Annotated in this window: 16 protein-coding genes; 10 read left to right on the forward strand and 6 right to left on the reverse strand. The window is 47.8% G+C overall.

The window, feature by feature from the left end:
• The first annotated feature begins 237 nt into the window (after positions 1–237).
• The 4 genes from pstC (at position 238) to AC5I6P_RS01495 (ending at position 4,081) form a co-directional block, all read left to right on the forward strand.
• Positions 238–1,203, forward strand: coding sequence for a phosphate ABC transporter permease subunit PstC (gene pstC, locus AC5I6P_RS01480; protein WP_495691987.1), 966 nt, complete (start codon positions 238–240; stop codon positions 1,201–1,203).
• 2 nt (positions 1,204–1,205) lie between these two features.
• Positions 1,206–2,084: a phosphate ABC transporter permease PstA gene (gene pstA / locus AC5I6P_RS01485; RefSeq protein WP_495691988.1), complete on the forward strand. Its 879-nt coding sequence runs from the start codon at positions 1,206–1,208 to the stop codon at positions 2,082–2,084.
• A gap of 99 nt (positions 2,085–2,183) precedes the next feature.
• Positions 2,184–3,002 carry a phosphate ABC transporter ATP-binding protein PstB gene (gene pstB / locus AC5I6P_RS01490; protein WP_495691989.1) on the forward strand — a complete coding sequence of 273 codons (819 nt, stop codon included), beginning with the start codon at positions 2,184–2,186 and terminating at the stop codon, positions 3,000–3,002.
• Between the two features lie 329 nt (positions 3,003–3,331).
• Positions 3,332–4,081, forward strand: a complete 750-nt coding sequence (locus AC5I6P_RS01495; protein WP_495691990.1) for a response regulator transcription factor — start codon at positions 3,332–3,334, stop codon at positions 4,079–4,081.
• A gap of 97 nt (positions 4,082–4,178) precedes the next feature.
• On the opposite strand, the gene tpiA is transcribed toward AC5I6P_RS01495, so the two are convergent.
• The 3 genes from tpiA to AC5I6P_RS01510 form a co-directional block, all read right to left on the reverse strand.
• The gene (gene tpiA, locus AC5I6P_RS01500) at positions 4,179–4,910 is read right to left on the reverse strand and encodes a triose-phosphate isomerase (protein ID WP_495691991.1); all 732 of its coding nucleotides are present in this window, start codon (positions 4,908–4,910) and stop codon (positions 4,179–4,181) included.
• An 81-nt stretch (positions 4,911–4,991) separates the two neighbouring features.
• Positions 4,992–5,231, reverse strand: a complete 240-nt coding sequence (locus AC5I6P_RS01505) for an Asr1405/Asl0597 family protein (RefSeq protein ID WP_495691992.1) — start codon at positions 5,229–5,231, stop codon at positions 4,992–4,994.
• A gap of 170 nt (positions 5,232–5,401) precedes the next feature.
• Positions 5,402–5,776 carry an IS1/IS1595 family N-terminal zinc-binding domain-containing protein gene (locus AC5I6P_RS01510; RefSeq protein ID WP_495691993.1) on the reverse strand — a complete coding sequence of 125 codons (375 nt, stop codon included), beginning with the start codon at positions 5,774–5,776 and terminating at the stop codon, positions 5,402–5,404.
• A gap of 254 nt (positions 5,777–6,030) precedes the next feature.
• Between AC5I6P_RS01510 and dpsA the strand changes: the two genes are divergently transcribed.
• Positions 6,031–6,567 carry a DNA starvation/stress protection protein DpsA gene (gene dpsA, locus AC5I6P_RS01515; RefSeq protein ID WP_495691994.1) on the forward strand — a complete coding sequence of 179 codons (537 nt, stop codon included), beginning with the start codon at positions 6,031–6,033 and terminating at the stop codon, positions 6,565–6,567.
• A gap of 445 nt (positions 6,568–7,012) precedes the next feature.
• Here dpsA and AC5I6P_RS01520 read toward each other — a convergent pair whose 3' ends face one another.
• Entirely contained in the window at positions 7,013–7,906 is an 894-nt protein-coding gene (locus AC5I6P_RS01520) for an alpha/beta fold hydrolase (RefSeq protein WP_495691995.1), read from the reverse strand.
• Between the two features lie 240 nt (positions 7,907–8,146).
• Between AC5I6P_RS01520 and AC5I6P_RS01525 the strand changes: the two genes are divergently transcribed.
• Positions 8,147–8,824, forward strand: a complete 678-nt coding sequence (locus tag AC5I6P_RS01525; RefSeq protein WP_495691996.1) for a CIA30 family protein — start codon at positions 8,147–8,149, stop codon at positions 8,822–8,824.
• Between the two features lie 242 nt (positions 8,825–9,066).
• Complete coding sequence (locus AC5I6P_RS01530; protein ID WP_495691997.1) at positions 9,067–12,141, forward strand: GAF domain-containing sensor histidine kinase; 3,075 nt, start codon at positions 9,067–9,069, stop codon at positions 12,139–12,141.
• 170 nt (positions 12,142–12,311) lie between these two features.
• Here the strand turns inward: AC5I6P_RS01530 and trmFO are convergent, their stop codons facing one another.
• Positions 12,312–13,691 carry an FADH(2)-oxidizing methylenetetrahydrofolate--tRNA-(uracil(54)-C(5))-methyltransferase TrmFO gene (gene trmFO / locus AC5I6P_RS01535; RefSeq protein ID WP_495691998.1) on the reverse strand — a complete coding sequence of 460 codons (1,380 nt, stop codon included), beginning with the start codon at positions 13,689–13,691 and terminating at the stop codon, positions 12,312–12,314.
• 573 nt (positions 13,692–14,264) lie between these two features.
• On the opposite strand from trmFO, the gene AC5I6P_RS01540 reads away from it, so the two are divergent.
• Both AC5I6P_RS01540 and AC5I6P_RS01545 read left to right on the forward strand, forming a co-directional pair.
• On the forward strand, positions 14,265–14,495 hold the full coding sequence (locus tag AC5I6P_RS01540; protein ID WP_495691999.1) for a hypothetical protein: 231 nt from the start codon (positions 14,265–14,267) through the stop codon (positions 14,493–14,495).
• Between the two features lie 192 nt (positions 14,496–14,687).
• Positions 14,688–16,109 (forward strand): hypothetical protein, encoded by a 1,422-nt coding sequence (locus AC5I6P_RS01545; protein WP_495692000.1) that lies wholly within the window; start codon positions 14,688–14,690, stop codon positions 16,107–16,109.
• Positions 16,110–16,176: 67 nt separating this feature from the next.
• Here the strand turns inward: AC5I6P_RS01545 and AC5I6P_RS01550 are convergent, their stop codons facing one another.
• Positions 16,177–18,084: a S9 family peptidase gene (locus AC5I6P_RS01550; RefSeq protein WP_495692001.1), complete on the reverse strand. Its 1,908-nt coding sequence runs from the start codon at positions 18,082–18,084 to the stop codon at positions 16,177–16,179.
• A gap of 164 nt (positions 18,085–18,248) precedes the next feature.
• Between AC5I6P_RS01550 and AC5I6P_RS01555 the strand changes: the two genes are divergently transcribed.
• The gene (locus AC5I6P_RS01555; RefSeq protein WP_495692002.1) at positions 18,249–18,920 is read left to right on the forward strand and encodes a glutathione S-transferase family protein; all 672 of its coding nucleotides are present in this window, start codon (positions 18,249–18,251) and stop codon (positions 18,918–18,920) included.
• Positions 18,921–19,304 lie beyond the last annotated feature (384 nt).

The raw sequence follows: 19,304 nt of genomic DNA on the forward strand, positions 1-19,304 counted from the left end.
GTCTGATCACACCTGTGAGGGCTGTCGCCGTTCCTTTAGAGCTGCGTTTCGGGCGCATTGCTCTAAAGCAGATTGGTAGAGGACGATTGGGGTTACAGTCCTTTACTTGTCTCTCCATTGCGATCTGCGTAAGCCCTTTTTCTAATCGCCTTTCTGACGTTGTTTAGGTTTCACACCCTCTAGGGGGCACTTCTGTACAGATGCCCCTTTTCTGGTTTTCTACTGACCCGTCACCTGATGAATTCTTCCAAAGCTCAATCAGAAGTTCTTAAATCAGAATCGATTGTGGGTGGAGACACAGCTTGGCTCGATCTCAGTTTTGCCTGGTTTCTCCAGATCATTGCACTTGCCGCGATCGCACTCCTATTTTGGATGGGAAGCGTCATTTTCAAACAAGCATTCCCCGCCATCAATACCTTTGGTGCAGCGTTTTTGACAAGTCAAGACTGGGATGTCAATCAACTCCAGTTTGGGGCACTGACGTATCTGTACGGTACGGTTGTATCGTCTGCGATCGCGCTGCTCTTTGCCGTTCCGATCGGAATTTTTGTTGCCATTGTCACGAGTGAAAAACTCTTGCCCGCTTGGGTGCGATCGCCGCTTGGATTTTTAGTTGAACTGATCGCCTCGATTCCCAGCGTTATTGTCGGACTTTGGGGAATTTTTGTGTTGATTCCTATTCTCAAGCCAATTCAGCTTTGGTTGCACAATCAATTCGGTTGGATTCCACTCTTTAGTACCGAGACCTTTGGGCCCAGTATGCTCGTGGCAGGTGTCATTTTAGCCATTATGATTTTGCCAACGATCGCCGCGATCAGCCGCGATGTCATGGCGTCCTTTCCGTCTGATCTTCGCACCGCTTCTATGTCTCTTGGGGCGACTCGTTGGGAAATGATCTGCACCGTTCTGCTGCCAGCAAGTTTGTCTGGCATTGCCGGAGCCGTCATTTTAGGATTGGGACGAGCATTAGGGGAAACAATGGCAGTGACGATGGTGATCGGCAACTCTGATCTGATCAGCGCCTCATTGCTCGATTCTGGAAATACGATTCCTGCTATTCTCGCCAATCAGTTTCCCGAAGCATTAGATGAACTGCATATTGGTGCATTAATGTATTTATCATTAATTCTGTTTGCGCTGACATTAGCGGTTAATGTTTTAGCGATGTTTATTGTAAAAATATTTGGATTTAAACATCAGTAGCCATGACTCTTTTCGATCGACAACTGACGAAACCGCTTCCGCTTGGGCGCACTCTGTTTAGCTACGGAATGAACGCGATCGCAGCCCTCTCAACGGCTCTCGCTCTACTCGCGCTGCTCTCAATTTTGTTTGAGATCTTCCGCCAGGGGTTGCCAGGGCTGAAATGGGAGGTATTTACCTCTCTACCCGCACCCGCTGGGGAAACCGGAGTGCCGAGTGGCTTTGGTAATGCGATTCAAGGCACTGTTTTAATGGTCGCGATCGCAGCCTTGCTCAGCGTTCCGTTCGGAATTCTCACGGCGATCTACTTATCCGAAGTTGGCAAAACAAGCGCGACAGCAACGATTGTTCGATTCGTGATGTCAATTCTTAGCGCGGTTCCATCGATTGTCGTTGGCGTTTTTGCCTATGCCGTTATTGTATTAGCCACACTATTTAACTACAAAGGATTCTCGGCGTTAGCAGGTGCATTTGCACTGGCAGTGATCATGTTACCGATCGTAGTGCTATCGACCGAAGAAGCATTAAAGCTTGTTCCTCAACAGCAACGTTTTGCGTCTGCTGCGCTGGGTGCAAACTCGATTCAAACAACATTCAAGGTTGTATTAGCATCAGCATTACCCAGTATTACAACTGGCGTTTTACTTGCCATTGCTCGTGTTTCTGGAGAAACTGCGCCGTTGCTATTCACAGCCCTCTTTAGTCAAAGCTGGATCGAAAATATTCTCAATCCAACTCCGTCGCTGTCCGTCATGATCTACAACTACTCTGGCTCTCCCTTTCCCGAACAAATTCAGTTGGCGTGGACAGCGTCGGTTGTGCTGCTCGGAATGGTGCTACTCACCAATCTGCTCTCGCGATTGATCACTCGCAAGCGTTAACGACATATGTTAACGACATGTGTGGTTCTTCTGAAGTTGCGCTCTGCGCGAATCGCATAACCTGCCTCTTCATTCTTCATCCCTGATTTTCCCTCTCCCATGCCATCCCCCAACTCTCCAACCCCCAGTCTCGTCACATCACCCGAATCGGATCTAGCACTTTGCGCTCGCAGTGTGGATGTTTACTACGGAAATCGCCAAGTTCTTGAAGAGGTCTCACTTGACGTTTACCCAGGACAAGTGACCGCAATTATCGGGCCGTCTGGATGCGGTAAATCAACCTTTATCAAAGCACTCAACCGCATTGGTGAACTCGAAAGCAACATGCGAGTCAAGGGCGAGATTCAGTTTTTTGGACAAAACATTTACAGCCAGCGAGTCAATCTCAATCAATTAAGACGTCAAATCGGAATGGTATTTCAAAAGCCCAACCCATTTCCAACTAGCATTTACGATAATGTGGCTTACGGTGTGCGGGTGTTTAGTCGTCCATCTCGCGCTGTCTTAGATGATGTGGTTGAGTCAGCGCTAAGCGATGCGGCCTTGTGGAATGAGGTCAAAGATAGCCTGAAGAAATCGGCATTAAGTTTATCGGGCGGGCAGCAGCAGCGATTGTGCATCGCGCGGGCGTTAGCGGTAAAACCACGAGTCTTGCTGATGGACGAGCCGTGTTCTGCTCTCGACCCGATCGCAACCCTCAAAATTGAAGAACTGATTCGCTCCTTACAGCAGGAGTTGACGATCGTCATTGTCACTCACAACATGCAGCAAGCGGCTCGCATCTCAGACTACACTGCCTTTTTTAGCACAGACGAAAGCCAAGTGGGGCGGTTAATTGAACTGGGCTCAACCGCTAAAATTTTTGGGTCTGCAACCCATTCTCGGACGCGCGATTATATTGAAGGGCGATTTGGTTGAAGCGAAGGCTTAATATATTTTTTAAATAACCTTAACCTGAGTGAACGGCGCGACACGTATTCTAGAGGTGGTTCACGCATCGTGCAACACGTTGGCAGCCTTTGTTAACACAAGCCTATTTCCTAAGAAGCTGGCTTGAGAACAGTAGGATACATAAGCAGTATTGCACGACAACTCAGCAATCCCTGAACGTTCAAATCCTACTGTCTTCCTGCTAGAAGAAAAGATAGGAAAGCTCTAACAGGTTTCTCTATGCCAACAGAGAGCACATCGGTTGATGTTGGAATTTAAAGTTCTGAGATGCGAGAATTGCTGTTACGAGCGCCTGTATGCAACCGTCCGAAACTCCCTATCTTGCTTGCATTTTAGTCGTTGACGATGAACCTTTGATTCTTGAATCCATTACCCTTGCCCTCACTCAAGAAGGCTATCAAGTCCTGACTGCCGAAGATGGTCGTCGGGCTCTTCAACTAATTCAGCGCTCCTCTAGGACTTCGCAAAGTGAATCGCAAATCGCATCTGCTATCCCCACAATCGATTTGCTGATCCTGGATCTGATGATTCCTTACATTGGGGGGTTGGATCTGTGCCGATTGATACGGCAAGAGGGGAACACAATGCCGATTCTGATTTTGAGTGCTAGAGGAAGCGAAACTGATATCGTGGTAGGGCTGGAAGTTGGGGCGGATGACTATCTCACAAAACCATTTGGGTTGCGAGAATTAGTTGCCCGTTGTCGAGCGCTGTTGCGTCGCCAATCTCAACCTAGCGCTCAAGCTTCTCCTGTGCTTCAGTTTCAAGACGTTGTTCTCTATCTGCAAGAATTTCGAGTCACAGTTCGCGGTGAAGAAATTAGTCTTTCTCCTAAAGAGTTCTCGCTGCTCGAACTGTTTATGCGAACTCCCCGCCGCGTCTTTGCCCGCGAAGAACTTCTAGAACGAGTCTGGGGAATCAGTTATTTGGGCGATTCAAAAACAGTGGATGTTCACATTCGATGGCTGCGCGAAAAGCTAGAAATCGATCCCAGCAGCCCGCAGTACATTATTACGGTTCGAGGATTTGGCTACCGATTCGGATAAGGACGCGTCTCGCTATTATCTGTTGTCCTGTGCAAACCGTTGCCGGAGGCGATCGCTACATCTGCATCTGTTACCAAATCCGCTGCCATACCTTCAACTAAATCTTGCCATAATTGACTAGCTTCGCAAAATCTTGCGGGTTTAGGCTTGCGCCTCCGACTAGTGCTCCGTCAATTTCTGGTTGCATCATGATCTCATCAATGTTGTCAGGCTTAACCGAGCCACCATATTGAATCGTGATGTTTGGGTTACTCAACTGCTTCCGAATCAGACCAATCACGCGATTTGCCTCGTCTGATGCACAAGTGTCCCCCGTGCCGATCGCCCAAATGGGTTCATAGGCAATCACTAAATTCTGCTGATCGATGCCGACTAACCCTTTTTCTAACTGCTGGAAGATCACCGATTCCGTTTCTCCGGCGTCTCGCTGCTGCTTACTTTCGCCCACACATAGGATAGGAATGAGACCCGCTTTTTGCGCCGCCTTGAGACGCTGGTTTACCGTTTCGTCAGTTTCGCCAAAAAACTGTCGGCGCTCACTGTGCCCAATGATCACATAGCGGACGCTCAATTCAACAAGCATGGCGGTAGAAATTTCGCCCGTAAACGCTCCCGATTCGGCCCAATGGACGTTCTGAGCGCCGATTTGAATGCGACTACCATGCAAATTTCTAGACAACGTTCCCAAATCGGTGAACGGAGCGCACAATACAATGTCTCGATCGTCAGGAGTGGTGTCTAGTTGGGGCAAAAAACCCTGTAAAAACTCAATTGTCTCCGATTGAGTTTTAAACATCTTCCAATTGCCAGCAATGATAACTTTTCGCACAGGTCGCTCAGCCCAAAATCACGTTCAATAGCATCCTCCAGTCTACGGCTTTAGGGGACATTTTTGAATGTGCTAATTGCGCTAATCGCACCAACACGCCTCTAACCATTCGATCAGCTGCGATCGCGCCTCGGTTTGCTTCACCACGCTCCAGACGTGAATCAGGGCGATCGCGCTATCCACGCGCACGGTTAAGGGTTGATGAGCCGCGCACCAGCACTGCACGTCTAATTCTTGCAAGCGAAAGTAAACTTGCCAGCGATCGTCACACTGAATTTCGACGATCGCGCTCGATAGGTAAGGGGAATTTTCTAAATTCACGGGGGTACTCACAGATTACAAAGAGTTGCAATAGTATTCAAATTATTTGGTCAGGTTTTTATGAAGCTGCTAAACGATGTAATGACGAATGTTCTGCTATCAATTTAGGTATGAAGGTGTCGTTAGTTCAGCTTTTCAAACCGTGTGAACTAAAGGATTTAAGCTATTTTTCAAACTCTACTCTTGATTTGAAAATTGGAAGAACGAGAGCCTAAATTTTCAATTAAGTCGTCTCCCTCAGGCGGTTCTTGGAGAGTTAACCCTGCTTGTTTAACCCAGTTGCTCACCGTGTTATGGCTGATCCCCGTCGCTCGCTCGATCGCTCTCAACCCAGCCCCATCACAATACATTTTCAAGCAGATCTGTTTAGCATCTTCAGAGTAACCTCTAGAGGAATAAGACTCGACAAACTGCCGTCCGCAGTGTTTGCAAAGATAAGATTGTTTTCCCCGACGGTGACCATTTTTACTAGTTTGCTCAGAGTAACAGTGAGGACATTTCATCTCTAAATTGGGCAGCACAACCATTCGGAACTCAATCGTCATCTCAAAGTAGAAATTGTTACAATTTCAGTATTAAAAACTCCTCTCAACTGTGGCTTGGCAAGCCGCTTTTCTCGCTTGCTTTTTAATAGAAAACATGGCTCAATCGTTTATGAAGACGTGTAGCGGTACAAAGTTACTGAATACAGAGTTACTGAATGCTATGTCTATCCTCTGCTGAGTCCTGCTGAACGGAGAACACGTTAAGAGAACACTTAAGGAAACACGTTAAGGAAATACATTCACAGGAGAACCCCATGGTTGATGCTCAGATGCTAGTTCGTCCTTTCGGACAGATTGTAGACAATCCGGTTTTGCTGGAGCGCTCAACGACTGAGCCAGTTTGCGAAGGATTAAATATTCTATTCGCCAGTTTTCAAGCGTTGTACTTGCAGTACCAAAAGCAACATCTTGTTGTCGAAGGAGCAGAGTTCTATTCGCTGCATCAGTTTTTTAATGAAAGCTACGAGGAGGCTCAAGAGTATGCTCACGAGATTGGTGAGCGGCTCAATGGGTTAGGTGGCATCCCCGCCGTGAGCTTTAGCAAGCTGTCTGAGCTATGCTGCTTCACGCCTGAGTCAGATGATGTGTATTCCTGTCGAGTCATGTTGGAGCATGACCTCAGCGCAGAACAAGCCATCATTGGCGAACTCAGACGGCGAGCGGCTCAAGCGGAATCGTTGGGCGATCGCGCGACTCGCTATCTGTATGAAAAGATTTTGCTGACAACCGAAGACCGTACATTTCATATTACCCACTTCCTTGCGCCCGATAGTTTAGTCATTGGTCGATAGTGAAGCCGTTTAATTAGGTTACAGGTCGCTGTAGAGACAGACATGTTCTCTCTACGGCGATTTGTCGTTTTGGGGAATCCAATAACGTTGATTCGGATCGAACAGGTGTTTTACCTATTGAGAGCCAGACTCAATTAGTTTACTTCAAATAATCTACATAAATTCTCAATAACTGCCGATTAAGTTTTGTTACAGCCTAACGTTCGATCGCACAAAACCTTTATCCAATCGAGTCTTGGAAGCAAACTAGTTATTTTATTTCCAGGTCAAAGGACTTAGTGTCGCGATCAAACGCTGATAATTTTGATAGCTAATGGCAGTATCTCTACGCTTTTTCAATGCTAAAGAACCGCTATATTGGCGATCGCATCCCAATCGCATCCCAGAAGCTCCCTCCTAAGAACAGGTTGGAGCAAAACATAGTATTAAACTAGGGCATCTCAAGTCATCGGGTGTGAAATTGCAACCATTGCAATAACAAGCCTGCTATGACACCGGGCTGCTCTAGATGAGATAAAACGCCCGCATTAGGAATAGGCTGAAAGCTCTGAACCGCTTGAGGATTTAGGGCAGCTAAACGACGACCCAGATCGACCGACGTAAACTGCGCCTGTTCGCCCCACACGATCGCGGTCGGAATTGTCAGTTGAGACAGGTACATTGACAAATCAAAATACAAATCGCCTCGCAAAAACGCTAAGGCAGAATATTCCGCATTGGGCTGACGCGCAGATTCTAGATAGGCTGAAACCATTTCATCGGTGATGCGGTTGCGCTTCGCAAACAAAAATTGCTCCAAAAAGTTCCGAACGGCTAACTCTGTTGTTGCGCCAACCGTATAGATCGCGCGATCAAGGAACGGCAACCCAATGACTTGCAACGGAATTCGGCGTCCCGCATCTTGTCCAAAATCCGCAAATCCGGACGGACAGCTAAGAAAGAGCGACTGAACTAATTGGGGGCGCTCTATGGCGAGACGAACAGCAATCGCCCCTGTCAGCGACGAAGCAACTAACGTTACCGGATCTTCGGAGACCTGCTGAATGATTTCTGCGATCGCGATCAAATAATCGTCCACGCGATAATTTCGGGCTGGATGATCTGAGCTTCCCCAACCAATCAGATCAGGCGCAATGACGCGATGCGTGTTGGCAAATGTGGGATAGACTTTTGACCATTCGTAAGCAGAAGCTCCGCCACCAAAGCTATGGAGAAAGACAATCGGAGACGAGGCGGAATCCGGTGTCCAAGGTGCATCGATCGGAGTGTAGTATGCGATCGCACCGAGCGATGTCTGAATAGTTTTTTGTCCAAATCCAGGTGGCTGAAATTGCAACATAGTGTCGTCAAATAAATGGTGTCGTCAAATAAAGTTCCTTCCCACGGCATAGAGCAAGAATAGAGTAAGGATCTGCGATCGCCATCTTCCTAAAGCCTTGAACCGTTCCAAGTAGTTGAACCAAGTAGCGATACCACGCTTACAACATATCAAACTCGATTCGTATTTCCGTACTTCATTCACCCGGTTTCCAATTGAGCGTTTTACTAAAATGAGGATGTTCTCTACCAAAGCGCAGCCATGACGCAGAAATGGGATCTCGGTAGATTCATTCAAACGCTAGACTATTTTGAAGCGATTCCTGTTGTCAGTTGGATTCAAAAGATGATACAACCCCGTCCTAATCCTCAAGCCGACCTCACAGGACAAGGTAACGAACGGATTCTGTTCGACTTTAGCAATTCTGCAACTGATATTTCTAAGACATGGGGTGCGCTGGATGATGTCGTTATGGGTGGCGTCAGCAATAGCTCGTTCCAGTGGAGTAATGGCAAAGCGGTATTTTCAGGCAATGTCTCAACCAATAACTCGGGCGGGTTTGCCTCAGTACGGACTCGTAACTTTGATCCAGCCATCGATCTTTCCGGTTACACCGGGATTGAACTGCGGGTCAAGGGCGACGGCAATCGCTACAAATTTTTGGTGCGCGATGATGACGGTTGGGACAGTATTGGATACTCTTACTCGTTTGATACCGTGGCGCATGAGTGGATCAACGTTCGAGTTTCGTTTTCAGAATTGATTCCTGTGTTTCGAGCGAAAACAATGGCCAATGCAATGCCAGTGAATTCGAGCCAAGTGCGATCGCTGCAACTCATGCTCAGCAAATTTGAATATGACGGGGCACTCAACCCTAAATTCCATCCGGGAGAATTTCGTTTAGAAGTCAGTGAGATCAGGGCTGTACGAAATCCTTAACGAACGATCGCTGATACCGCCGTGTAGGATTTGATGCTTATATTTGTAACTTAAGTTTCTAAGCGCGTTCACAAGAAGTTCATCTAGGAATTTACTTTGTCAATCAGTCCAAGGGCAGGTTAGAGCTGAAAAATGGTTGGGCATTTTGAGTGAAGATTTTCCTCACAGAGAGTAGGGCTAAGGTAGCGTCTCTTTGCTACTAGAGCGGTCTTCATAACATAGCTTTCCATGCCATGCACAACATGACTCACCTAATCAGCACCTCAAGCCCACATTCTTCAACCGTCGAAGCTGAGACAGACCAGCAGAAAGCGCTAGCTGGCGTGATTGCTCGAATCCGAGAATCACTTGATCTCGACACGATTCTCAAAACAGCGGTGACGGAAGTTCGACAATGGCTGAAGGTCGATCGCATTGTTGTGTTTCGGCTCTACCCAGAACAAAATTGGGAGGGCGAATTTGTATCTGAAGATGTTGCTGCGCCGTGGGGATCAGCAATGCACCATAAGATACAGGATCATTGCTTTGGTGAACAGTTAGCACCGCTTTATCAGCAAGGGCACATTCACGCGATCGCAGACATTCACGCAGGGCAATACCAAGACTGCTATCTCAAGATGCTAGAGCAGTTTCAAGTCCGGGCGAATGTGGTAGCTCCCTTACTGAAAGGGGAAACGCTGTGGGGATTGTTATGTATTCATGACTGTCAGCAAGCACGAAACTGGGAAGATTCAGAAGTCGAGTTTGTCGGACAGATCGCGCAACAGTTGGGAACCGCCATTACTCAGGCCGAGTATTTAACGCAAGTGCAAGCCCAAGCTATCCAGCTTGCGAGTGCCACAGAATGCGAACGAGCACTGGCAAAAACAATTGATGTGATTCGGCGATCGCTCGATCCAGACACCATTTTTCAAACTGCGACTGAGGAAGCCCGGAAGCTGTTGCAAGTCGAGCGGGTGGCGATCTATCAATTCTTGCCAGATTGGAGTGGTTTGTTTGTAGCAGAGTCGCTCTTAGACGGGTGGAAGCCACTGGTCAACAGTTCGCCAATGGTAGCAGATACATTTTTACAGGAGACTGGAGGGGGTCGATATAGTCACAACGAAACCTGTGCGATCGCAGACATCTATCAAGCGGGACTGAAAGACTGTCACATACAACTGTTGGAACAATTTCAGGCAAAAGCCTTTGCAATTGCGCCGATTCTGGTGGGGGAGCGTCTCTGGGGCTTGGTTGCGGCCTATCAAAATACGTCTCCTCGCGATTGGCAGCAATTGGAAGTTGATTGGTTGGCGCAGATCGGCACACAAACGGGCGTTGCGCTTCAGCACGCCGAGTATTTCAAACAAGTTCAGATGCAATCGGCGCTGTTAGCGCAAGTGGCAGCTCAAGAAAAAGCGGTCGAACGGCAGCGTGCGATCGCAGCATCCATTGATCGAATTCGGCAGTCGCTCGATCTAGAGACGATCTTTCAGACGGCAGTTTACGAAGTGCAGCAGTTATTGAATGCAGATCGCGTTGTGATCTACCGATTCAACCCAGATTGGAGCGGACGGTTTGTGGCAGAATCGATGGCTCCTGAATGGGATTCGCTAGTGCATCCCCTAACTTCATCTTCTCATTTGCGCGACAACGTGAGCGACTGTAGCTTGCAGCAGTTAGCCACGCTGCCGATCGTTGATTCCCATCTGCAAGACACTCAAGGAGGACGATTTGCAAAAGGTGAGCGGGTTCGCGTGTGCCACGATGTTGACCAAGCAGGCTTCTCCGATTGCTATCGCCAAGTGTTGAAGACCTATCAAGCGCGTGCCTATGCGATCGCGGGAATCTATCATGATCAGCACTTGTGGGGCTTGCTTGCCGCTTTTCAAAACTCTGAGCCTCGACGTTGGCAGAGCGATGAGGTTCAGTTGCTGACTCAAATTAGCTCGCAGCTTGGCGTTGCGCTTCAGCAAGCCGAATATGTCAAACAGATTGAAAAAGCAGTCGAACGACAACGATCGCTATTCAAAACAATTGACAAAATTCGCCAGTCGCTCGACCTCGACTTTATCTTTCGAACAACAACTCAAGAAGTCCGTCAGTTTTTGGAGGTCGATCGCGTCGCCATCTACCGATTTTATAAGGACTGGAGCGGCGAATTTGTCGCAGATTCGATCGCCGATGGCTGGACGCCGACCACTACTCCTCAAATCTCGGTAGCTGACATTTTTCTGCCCAACACTCAAGTGGGACAATACTCACGTCACGAGATTTTTGTGCCGATTTTGCAGGGCGAAACGCTTTGGGGATTGCTGGTCGCCTATCAAATGTCAGAGCCGCGCCACTGGGCAACCGATGAGAAGAATTTATTAACACAAATTGGTGTTCAGCTTGGAATTGCACTTCAGCAAGCAGAATTACTGGAGCAAACAAGACAACAAACAACTGCATTAACTCAAGCGTTAGCAGAATTACAAGACTCGCAACTTCGCCTGATTCAAGGAGAAAAGATGGCAAGTTTAGGGCAACTAGTAGCAGGCATTGCCCATGAGATTAACAATCCTGTTAACTTCATCTCTGGCAATCTTGGTCACCTTGATGAATATTTCCAAACTGTTCTGGAGTTGATTGATCTGTATCAAAAGCATGTTCCTAATCCTAGCGTTGAGATTCAGGATCTCATTGATGATTTTGATCTAGATTTCGTTCGACAAGATTCACTGAAGCTGCTCCGCTCAATGCAAAGTGGAGCTGAACGAATCTGCCAGATTGTCCTTTCGCTACGCAGTTTCTCGCGTTTGGATGAGGCTCAATGCAAATTTGTCAATATTCACGATGGAATCGATAGCACCTTGCTGATCTTGCAGCATCGCTTAAATTCAACGCCGGCTCGCCCTGCCATTCAAATTATTAAGCAGTATGGCGAATTGCCATCTGTGGAATGCTATCCAGCTCAGCTAAACCAAGTGATTATGAATATTTTGAGCAACGGAATCGATGCTTTAGAAGAATCGATCGCAGCAAGAAATAATATCACTCCTACGATTCAGATTCGTACCATGGTTGTAAATACTAACCGAATTAGCATTCGGATTAAAGACAATGGAATAGGCCTACTTGACCGAGTGCGATCGCGCATTTTTGATCCCTTTTTCACAACTAAACCAGTGGGCAAAGGAACCGGTTTAGGGCTGTCTATCAGTTATCAGATTATTACTGAACGTCATAATGGCGATTTGAAGTGTGCTTCTCAGCCCAATCACGGTACAGAGTTTGCGATTGAAATTCCAATTCGACAATCTCAAATGCTGAGAACTGGAACCGAAACGGCTTAACGTGCGAACATCCAAAAATTGGATTTGATTTCGATTGAAGGCGGGCAACAGCTACTGTCGGCAAAGTTTTTGTCGGCAACAAAAGAACGTGGGAAAGCCCTACGCATTGGAGCAGTTATGCGATCGCCCTATGTTAGCATCGGCACGACAAGGCGTTTAATAGCACCTTGCTACCCGACCAATGCCATCTGATGGTAGGAAATGCGATGCATCGCTGCCCAAGATGAGAGATCGGCAAAAGCGCGATCGCGATACTGACCATACCGTTCTTGCTTGTTACGAATCTTCTGCGGTAACGCGGGCAAAATTCCAAAGTTCGGGGGCATGGGTTGAAAGGTTTTTGGAGCCGCAGAACTGATGAAATCAAACAATGCGCCCATCATGGTCGTTGCGGGAAGCTCCACAGTTGGTAACCCTAGTGCCAACCGTGCCGCATTCGTCCCAGCTAACCAACCCCCGGCAGAAGCGGCGGTATATCCTTCTGTTCCACTAATCTGTCCGGCAGCAAATAGCGTTGGCCGCTGCTTAAACTGTAGTGTCGGCGATAGCAATTCTGGCGAATTGATAAATGTGTTGCGGTGCATGACACCCATTCTGACAAACTCAGCGTTCTCCAATCCAGGAATGAGTTTGAACACCCGCTTTTGTTCGCCCCAGCGCAAATTTGTTTGGAAGCCAACCATGTTCCAAAGTTGACCCGCTTTATCTTCTTGCCGCAATTGCACCACAGCATAGGGACGATGAATCTTGTTTTCTGGAGCGCGAAAATCGCCTTTACGAGCGTCAAACAGCCCAACGGGCTTCATTGGGCCGTAGCGCATCGTATCTTCACCCCGCCGCGCCATTTCCTCAATGGGCAAACACGCTTCAAAAAACTTTGCGGTTTCTCGCTCAAAGTCCTTCAGTTCGGCTTGTTCTGCCTTGCACAATTCCTGCCAGAAGTGCAGGTACTGGTCTTTGTCGAGCGGACAATTGAGATAAGCGGCTTCCCCGCGATCGTAGCGAGAGGCTAAAAATGCCGTCTCAAAATTAATCGACTCCCCGACGATAATTGGACTTGCCGCATCAAAGAAACTCATATATTCCATGCCCGTAAATCTTTGAAGATCATCTGCTAGGGCAGGCGTAGTCAGCGGTCCTGTAGTGAGAACCACAATACCTTCGGTTGGAATCTCTGTTACTTCCCCTCGACGCAATTCAATCAGCGGATGGCAAGAAAGGGTTTCAGTCAAATTTTGGCTAAACACTGCCCGATCGACTGCCAGTGCTCCCCCTGCTGGAACCTGATGCTCGTCGGCTTTGCTAATCACGATCGACCCCAACCGCCGCAGTTCTTCGTGGAGTAGACCCGAAGACCGATCAGTAGCTTGCGCCCCAAAAGAGTTACTGCACACTAATTCCGCTAAGTGCTCACTGTGATGAGCCGGGCTTTGGGTCAGAGGGCGCATTTCGTGCAAAATCACCGGAACGCCTGCTTGAGCAATTTGCCAAGCGGCTTCTGTGCCTGCTAATCCGCCGCCCAGCACCTGTATTGGTTGGAGATCTGTCATTGTTATCCGCGATCGTGTGTGCCTTCTCTTTTAGGATAAAGGCTCTTGATGAAGCGCTGCTAATAGAGGTGGCATTTTCTGGGTTGAATTGAACCCGTCCATCTGGTTTAGCCTACTGTCTGCGATCGCGTAGAAAATAATGCTCCTACGATGTTTATAAACTGCTTATGAATTCCGTATTTCTTTTGCCTTACTCATGAAAAAATTAGCTTACTTGTGAAAAAAGCGTGAAGAATACGTATAAACACTGCCTTTTTTCAGAGGACAGCTTTAGAGTTTTGACAGAGACAAAAATTTATCTCTACTCAGAGCCGTTTTCTTCAGGGCGCTCTACTTTTCTCCAGTGGCTCTTATGGATGAGAGATTTTCCGGTTTGCCCGCCCTAGAGCGATCGCGTCAAGATGAGCTTCATCCAGTTAGGCGAGCGCACTTTCTTTAGAGCGCAAAGTGTGATTCAACAGGCGGCTATTCTTAAATAATCTTCATCAAAAATTTATTAATTGGAGGTGCTACCCCGGCATTACTTCATGAGGATTGGTCAACTCTGAAGAAGTACACCTCCTCTCTAACCCTATGTTGAAAACGCTAGTTTTAGCTTCTCTTCTAACAGGTGCATTGAGCAGTTTCTCACAAGTGATTAGCGCAGAGCGTAATTCTACAAGAACTGCGGTGTCCTTTTCCGATTACACCTGCTACATGAACAAGGGAAATCTGGTCATTGTGACTGGTTCAGTATGTGAATCTGATACTCAAAAAGCGACTAAAAATGCTAAACAGAATGCTTTTTTAGTAAACGTTCAGTAATCTGACAACTTATAAGTCCGTGAACCCAAAAACGGTATATCCAAATCTCCGATTTCTTCGAGAAATCGGAGATTTTTGCATGAGGAATGCAATTCATTCTGTCTCTCTACTTAATAATCTGATTAATAATCTGACAAATGATACTGAGTACCTTGTACTCTAGAGCCTATACTCTCTTTGTGCTCCGCTCCTATGGCTCGTGTTCGACCCATCGCGATCAGTCCTTCTCGCCGTAAGAATCTTTGGTTTGAAAGAGCAATGGCGATCCTGGCTCTTTCCAATCTTGGCTTAGTCGTACTTGATAGTACTTATATCCCGTGGCGAGATTTCTGGTTCCGCCATCTTCCTTTTTTGGTGCAGCGCTATGACCGTGTGAAAGGAATTGAACCCCATCGAGACACAGAAGCCTATTTAGAAACGGTGAATCGGCTAGAGCAAGACCTTCAGCAAGGCGGACTGCAATCTACAGCAGTGCAGACTCGCTTGCAGGAACTGCGCGATCGCAGTGATGAACTGATTCAAAGCAATCCGTTTGCAGTTGCAAATAAATCTGGAACGTTAGAGAAAATCAAAAATCGGATGCGCGATCGCATCTTCGGGCAACGGCGTAACGAATCGTCCCGCCAAGCCTTCGCGATATTCTGGAGCCAAAGTTATTTGGCGGAAAAAGGCGTCGATTCGGAACTGAAATTTTTTGATCAGAACATCCGCCCCTTGATCGCCTCTAACTATTATCGAACCATTGGCGAGAATGGCGAGTTTACCGATTGGTTTTGGTTGATCGATGCGCCATTTATCGCCCTATTTGGGTTAGAGTTTCTGGCGCGGACGTTTTACCTCAGCCGCCGATTCAAAAGCTTGGGTTGGTTCGATGCCATGCTGTGGCGATGGTACGATATCTTTCTGCTGCTTCCGTTTTGGCGGTTTCTGCGCGTGATTCCCGTCGCAATACGCCTAGAACATGCTGGATTTCTTAACTTCTCCCGGATTCGCGTTCAAGCGAGCCAAGGCTTTGTTGCCAATATTTCAGAAGACATTGCAGAAGTCGTTGTGATCCAAGTGATCAATCGCCTGAAAGACGCGATCGCGCGGGGAGAAGTGTCGCGTTGGCTGGTGGAATCTGCCAAACGTCCTTACATCGACCTGAACCAGCGCGATGAGATACAAGATTTAGCGACTCACTTGTTACAAACAACGGTGTACAGCGTCCTTCCCAAAATCAGGCCGGATATCGAAGCGCTAATGCGCCACAATATCGAGATGATTCTGAGTCAGTCCCCCGCTTATCAAGCCCTCAAAGCCGTTCCGCTCGTGGGTGACGTGCCGCGTCAAATCAATGAGCGGCTAGTTACAGAGGTCACCCAAGGTGTGTACAGCGCGATCGTTATGGCATTAGAAGATAAAGTCGGCGCAGAACTAGTCGCTAAACTCGTGAAGAACTTCGGACAAACCTTTGCAACCGAATTGCAGCGCGAGCAATCTATTCTGGAACTGCAGTCGCTTGCAACAGATCTGCTAGAAGAAATTAAAGTCAACTATGTACGACGGTTAAGTGAAGAAGATTTTGAAGGCAGCTTAGAAGAGACCCGTCAGATTCGGCAGTTAAGACAATAGACGGGTCTGGATGGCTCTGTTGGCTGGATGGCTCTACTGGATTGCTCCAACAGGCCATTCGTCTGCCCTACTTCAGCAAGGTTTCTCGGAGGTACATCACCGTTGCATAGAACTGAAAATCCACATTTTTCTTCTTGCTAAATCCATGTCCCTCATCTTTCGCCATGAGATACCAAACCGGAACCTTATTATTCCGAACGGTTTTCACAATTTGCTGAGCTTCATTTAGTGGTACACGCGGATCATTCTGCCCATGTACCACAAATAACGGCTTCTTGATTTGGCTGGCATTATTGAGCGGCGAGATCTTCTGCAAAAACTCTCGCATTTTTGGGTCGCGTTCATCGCCATATTCCACCCGCCGCAAGTCACGACGGTAGCTTTCTGTCCGCTCTAAAAAGCTGACAAAATTCGAGATTCCTACGATGTCGATCGCAGCACGAATGCGATCGCTATACTTAGTCGCGACGGCTAATGACATATATCCGCCGTAACTTCCGCCTGTTACCAGAATGCGGTCTTTGTCTAACGTTGGCTGAGTCGCAATCCAATCGAGCAGCGCCCCGATATCTTTCACCGAATCTTCTCGCCGAAATCCATTGTCGAGATCGACAAACGTTTTGCCGTAGCCCGTAGAACCTCGAACGTTAGGAAATACGATCGCAACCCCTAACTCATTGAGATAGTAGTTGAGCCGCCCTAAGAAACTCGGACGAAACTGACTTTCTGGGCCGCCATGAATATTGATGATTACAGGACGCTTACCTGTGAATTTGGCAGGCGGACGATAGAGAAACCCAGAAATCGTTTTGCCATCAAAACTTTTCCAGCGAACAAGTTCTGGTTCTGAGAAGTTTGCCGTGTTAAGTCCTCCGGTTTCGCTCTCTGTCCAGCGTTCAATCTTGTTATCGGTCACGTTGAGCGAGTAGACATCGGCGGTCGATCGCGCCGCTACCAACGTGAAGCCTAAATCCTGATTGTTTGGATGCCATAAGATGCCGCTCACTTGCCCAATCGGCAGCTTGGGGAGTGCTTTCTCCTTGCCTGTCGCGGTGTCAAGCAAGTGTAGCACGCTCGCCCCATCTTCATTCGTGACAAAGGCAAGTAACTTTCCATCATCTGAAAGATCAAATTCCTCAACATCCCACGGAATCTGACTGGTTAGATAGGTATGCTTCTGCGTTGCGAGATCAACATACGCTAATCGGAGGAATTCAGACTCGCGATCGGTAATCACATAAAGTCCTTTTCCGTCTTTGCTAAAGGCTCCTGCTTCATAAGAGACCTTGCTGTTTCCAGTTTTTGAAGTAATCAGCTTCTTTTCGCCCGAAGCCGCATCAATAATCCAAAGGTTGCTTTCTGTCGCAGAAATATACTCTTGAACCAGTATTTTCTGATCATCGGGCGACCAGTCGGCGGCTCCCCACCCGCCACTTTCAACTTGAGCTAACAAGCGATCCTCCGGGGTCGGTGCAGCCGAAGCTTTTGCAACCTGAGGATTGATCACGTAAAAATCTGCATCTTTTCCATTCCGCCGAGTCGAGGTATAGACCATGCGATCGCCCTTATTCGACCACACGCCACCACTGTTGCGAGATTTGCCGTCTGTGAGCAGCGTCACATTGCCCGAAGCTACGTCATAGCGGTAGTTTTGATTAAATTCATTACCCCCTACATCTTTGCTAAAGACAAAATAATCTCCTTGGGTCGGCTGAAAGCTGGCTCCATACACAGGTTCCGGGAAAAACGTAATCTGTTGACGGCTGCCCAACGGAAACTTGACCCGATGCACTTGTGGCACATCGCCAAAACGAGTTGAAATCAGCATCTCTCGTCGCGTTGGATGCCAACTCAATAGACTCGCAAACCGAAATTGGGTGTAGCGCTCGACGGTTTCCGTCAGAGACGACGGAATGGCTGGAATTCCCTCAACGACGAGGTTTTCTCCAGGGAGAATGGCATCGGACTGAGCCATAACCATGATTGCAGGTAAGAGAACGATAGCCAGCGTTACGGCTAAAAATCTTGAAAAGAATCTCATTTTCTAATCATACGAGAAACCGTAACCCTCTAAGCAGATGTTCGGAGAAAACCGCTACAGTGCAAGGGCATACTTATAACTGTAAGAGTAAGGGTCTGATGATCATCGTCCACCATCTGAATAACTCTCGCTCCCAACGCGTACTCTGGTTGCTAGAAGAACTTGGACTAACATATGAAGTCAAGCGCTACGATCGCGACTCGGAAACCCTGCTTGCGCCAGCGTCGCTGCGCGAGGTGCATCCCCTCGGCAAGTCGCCCGTCATCACCGATGGCGATCTGACCTTGGCTGAGTCTGGTGCCATTATCGAGTACTTGGTCGATCGCTATGGCGAAGGCAGGCTCGCTCCCATGCCCGGTACTCCAGAGCAGCTGCGGTACACCTACTGGCTGCACTACGCAGAAGGCTCGGCGATGCCTCCTCTGGTATTGAAGCTGATCTTCGATCAAATCGAGAAGCGTCCGTTGCCCTTTTTTGTGCGTCCGATCGCTCAAGAAATTTCAAGGCGTACTAAAAGCTCGTATATCGAACCTCAGATTGCGCTGCATCTGGACTACCTGGAGGCGGAGCTTGGGAAAAGCATGTGGTTCGCTGGCAATGAATTTACCGCCGCCGATATCCAGATGAGTTTCCCGATCGAGGCAGCTACCGCGCGAGCAGATCTAGATGTGAGCCGACCGAAGCTGATGAATTTTCTCGATCGCGTTCATGCTCGCCCGGCTTACCAGCGAGCGTTGGAGCGCGGTGGTGCGTACGAGTTGATTGCATAAACCTCAATGCATAAACCCCAACAGAAAAGGCATCCAAGTTGGATGCCTTTTCCCTGAACGAAAGTGGCCTAATCAGTGAGCTACTCCCTAATCAGTGAGCTAATCAAAGTGGTCTAACCAAGGTTTGTCATTAGCTCTTTGATTTTGTCTTCCTGTCTGCATTACTTTCTCTGGAATTCAGTTCAATGACTAATCGATTTGCCAACAATTCTACATTTTCCACTTGGGCTAGTAATCGTTTTGGTGAGGCTTCATCTGGTGCCTGACTTAACAGCAATCCGACCAGCGATTCTCTTTCAAGGCTTCCCAATCTGGAAGAAATGGCCAAGTATTAGAGTTGTCGGGAAATAAAAACAAAGGTAGCTAACATGACCTTTCAAGTTC

It is taken from the genome of Myxacorys sp., from assembly GCF_059501405.1.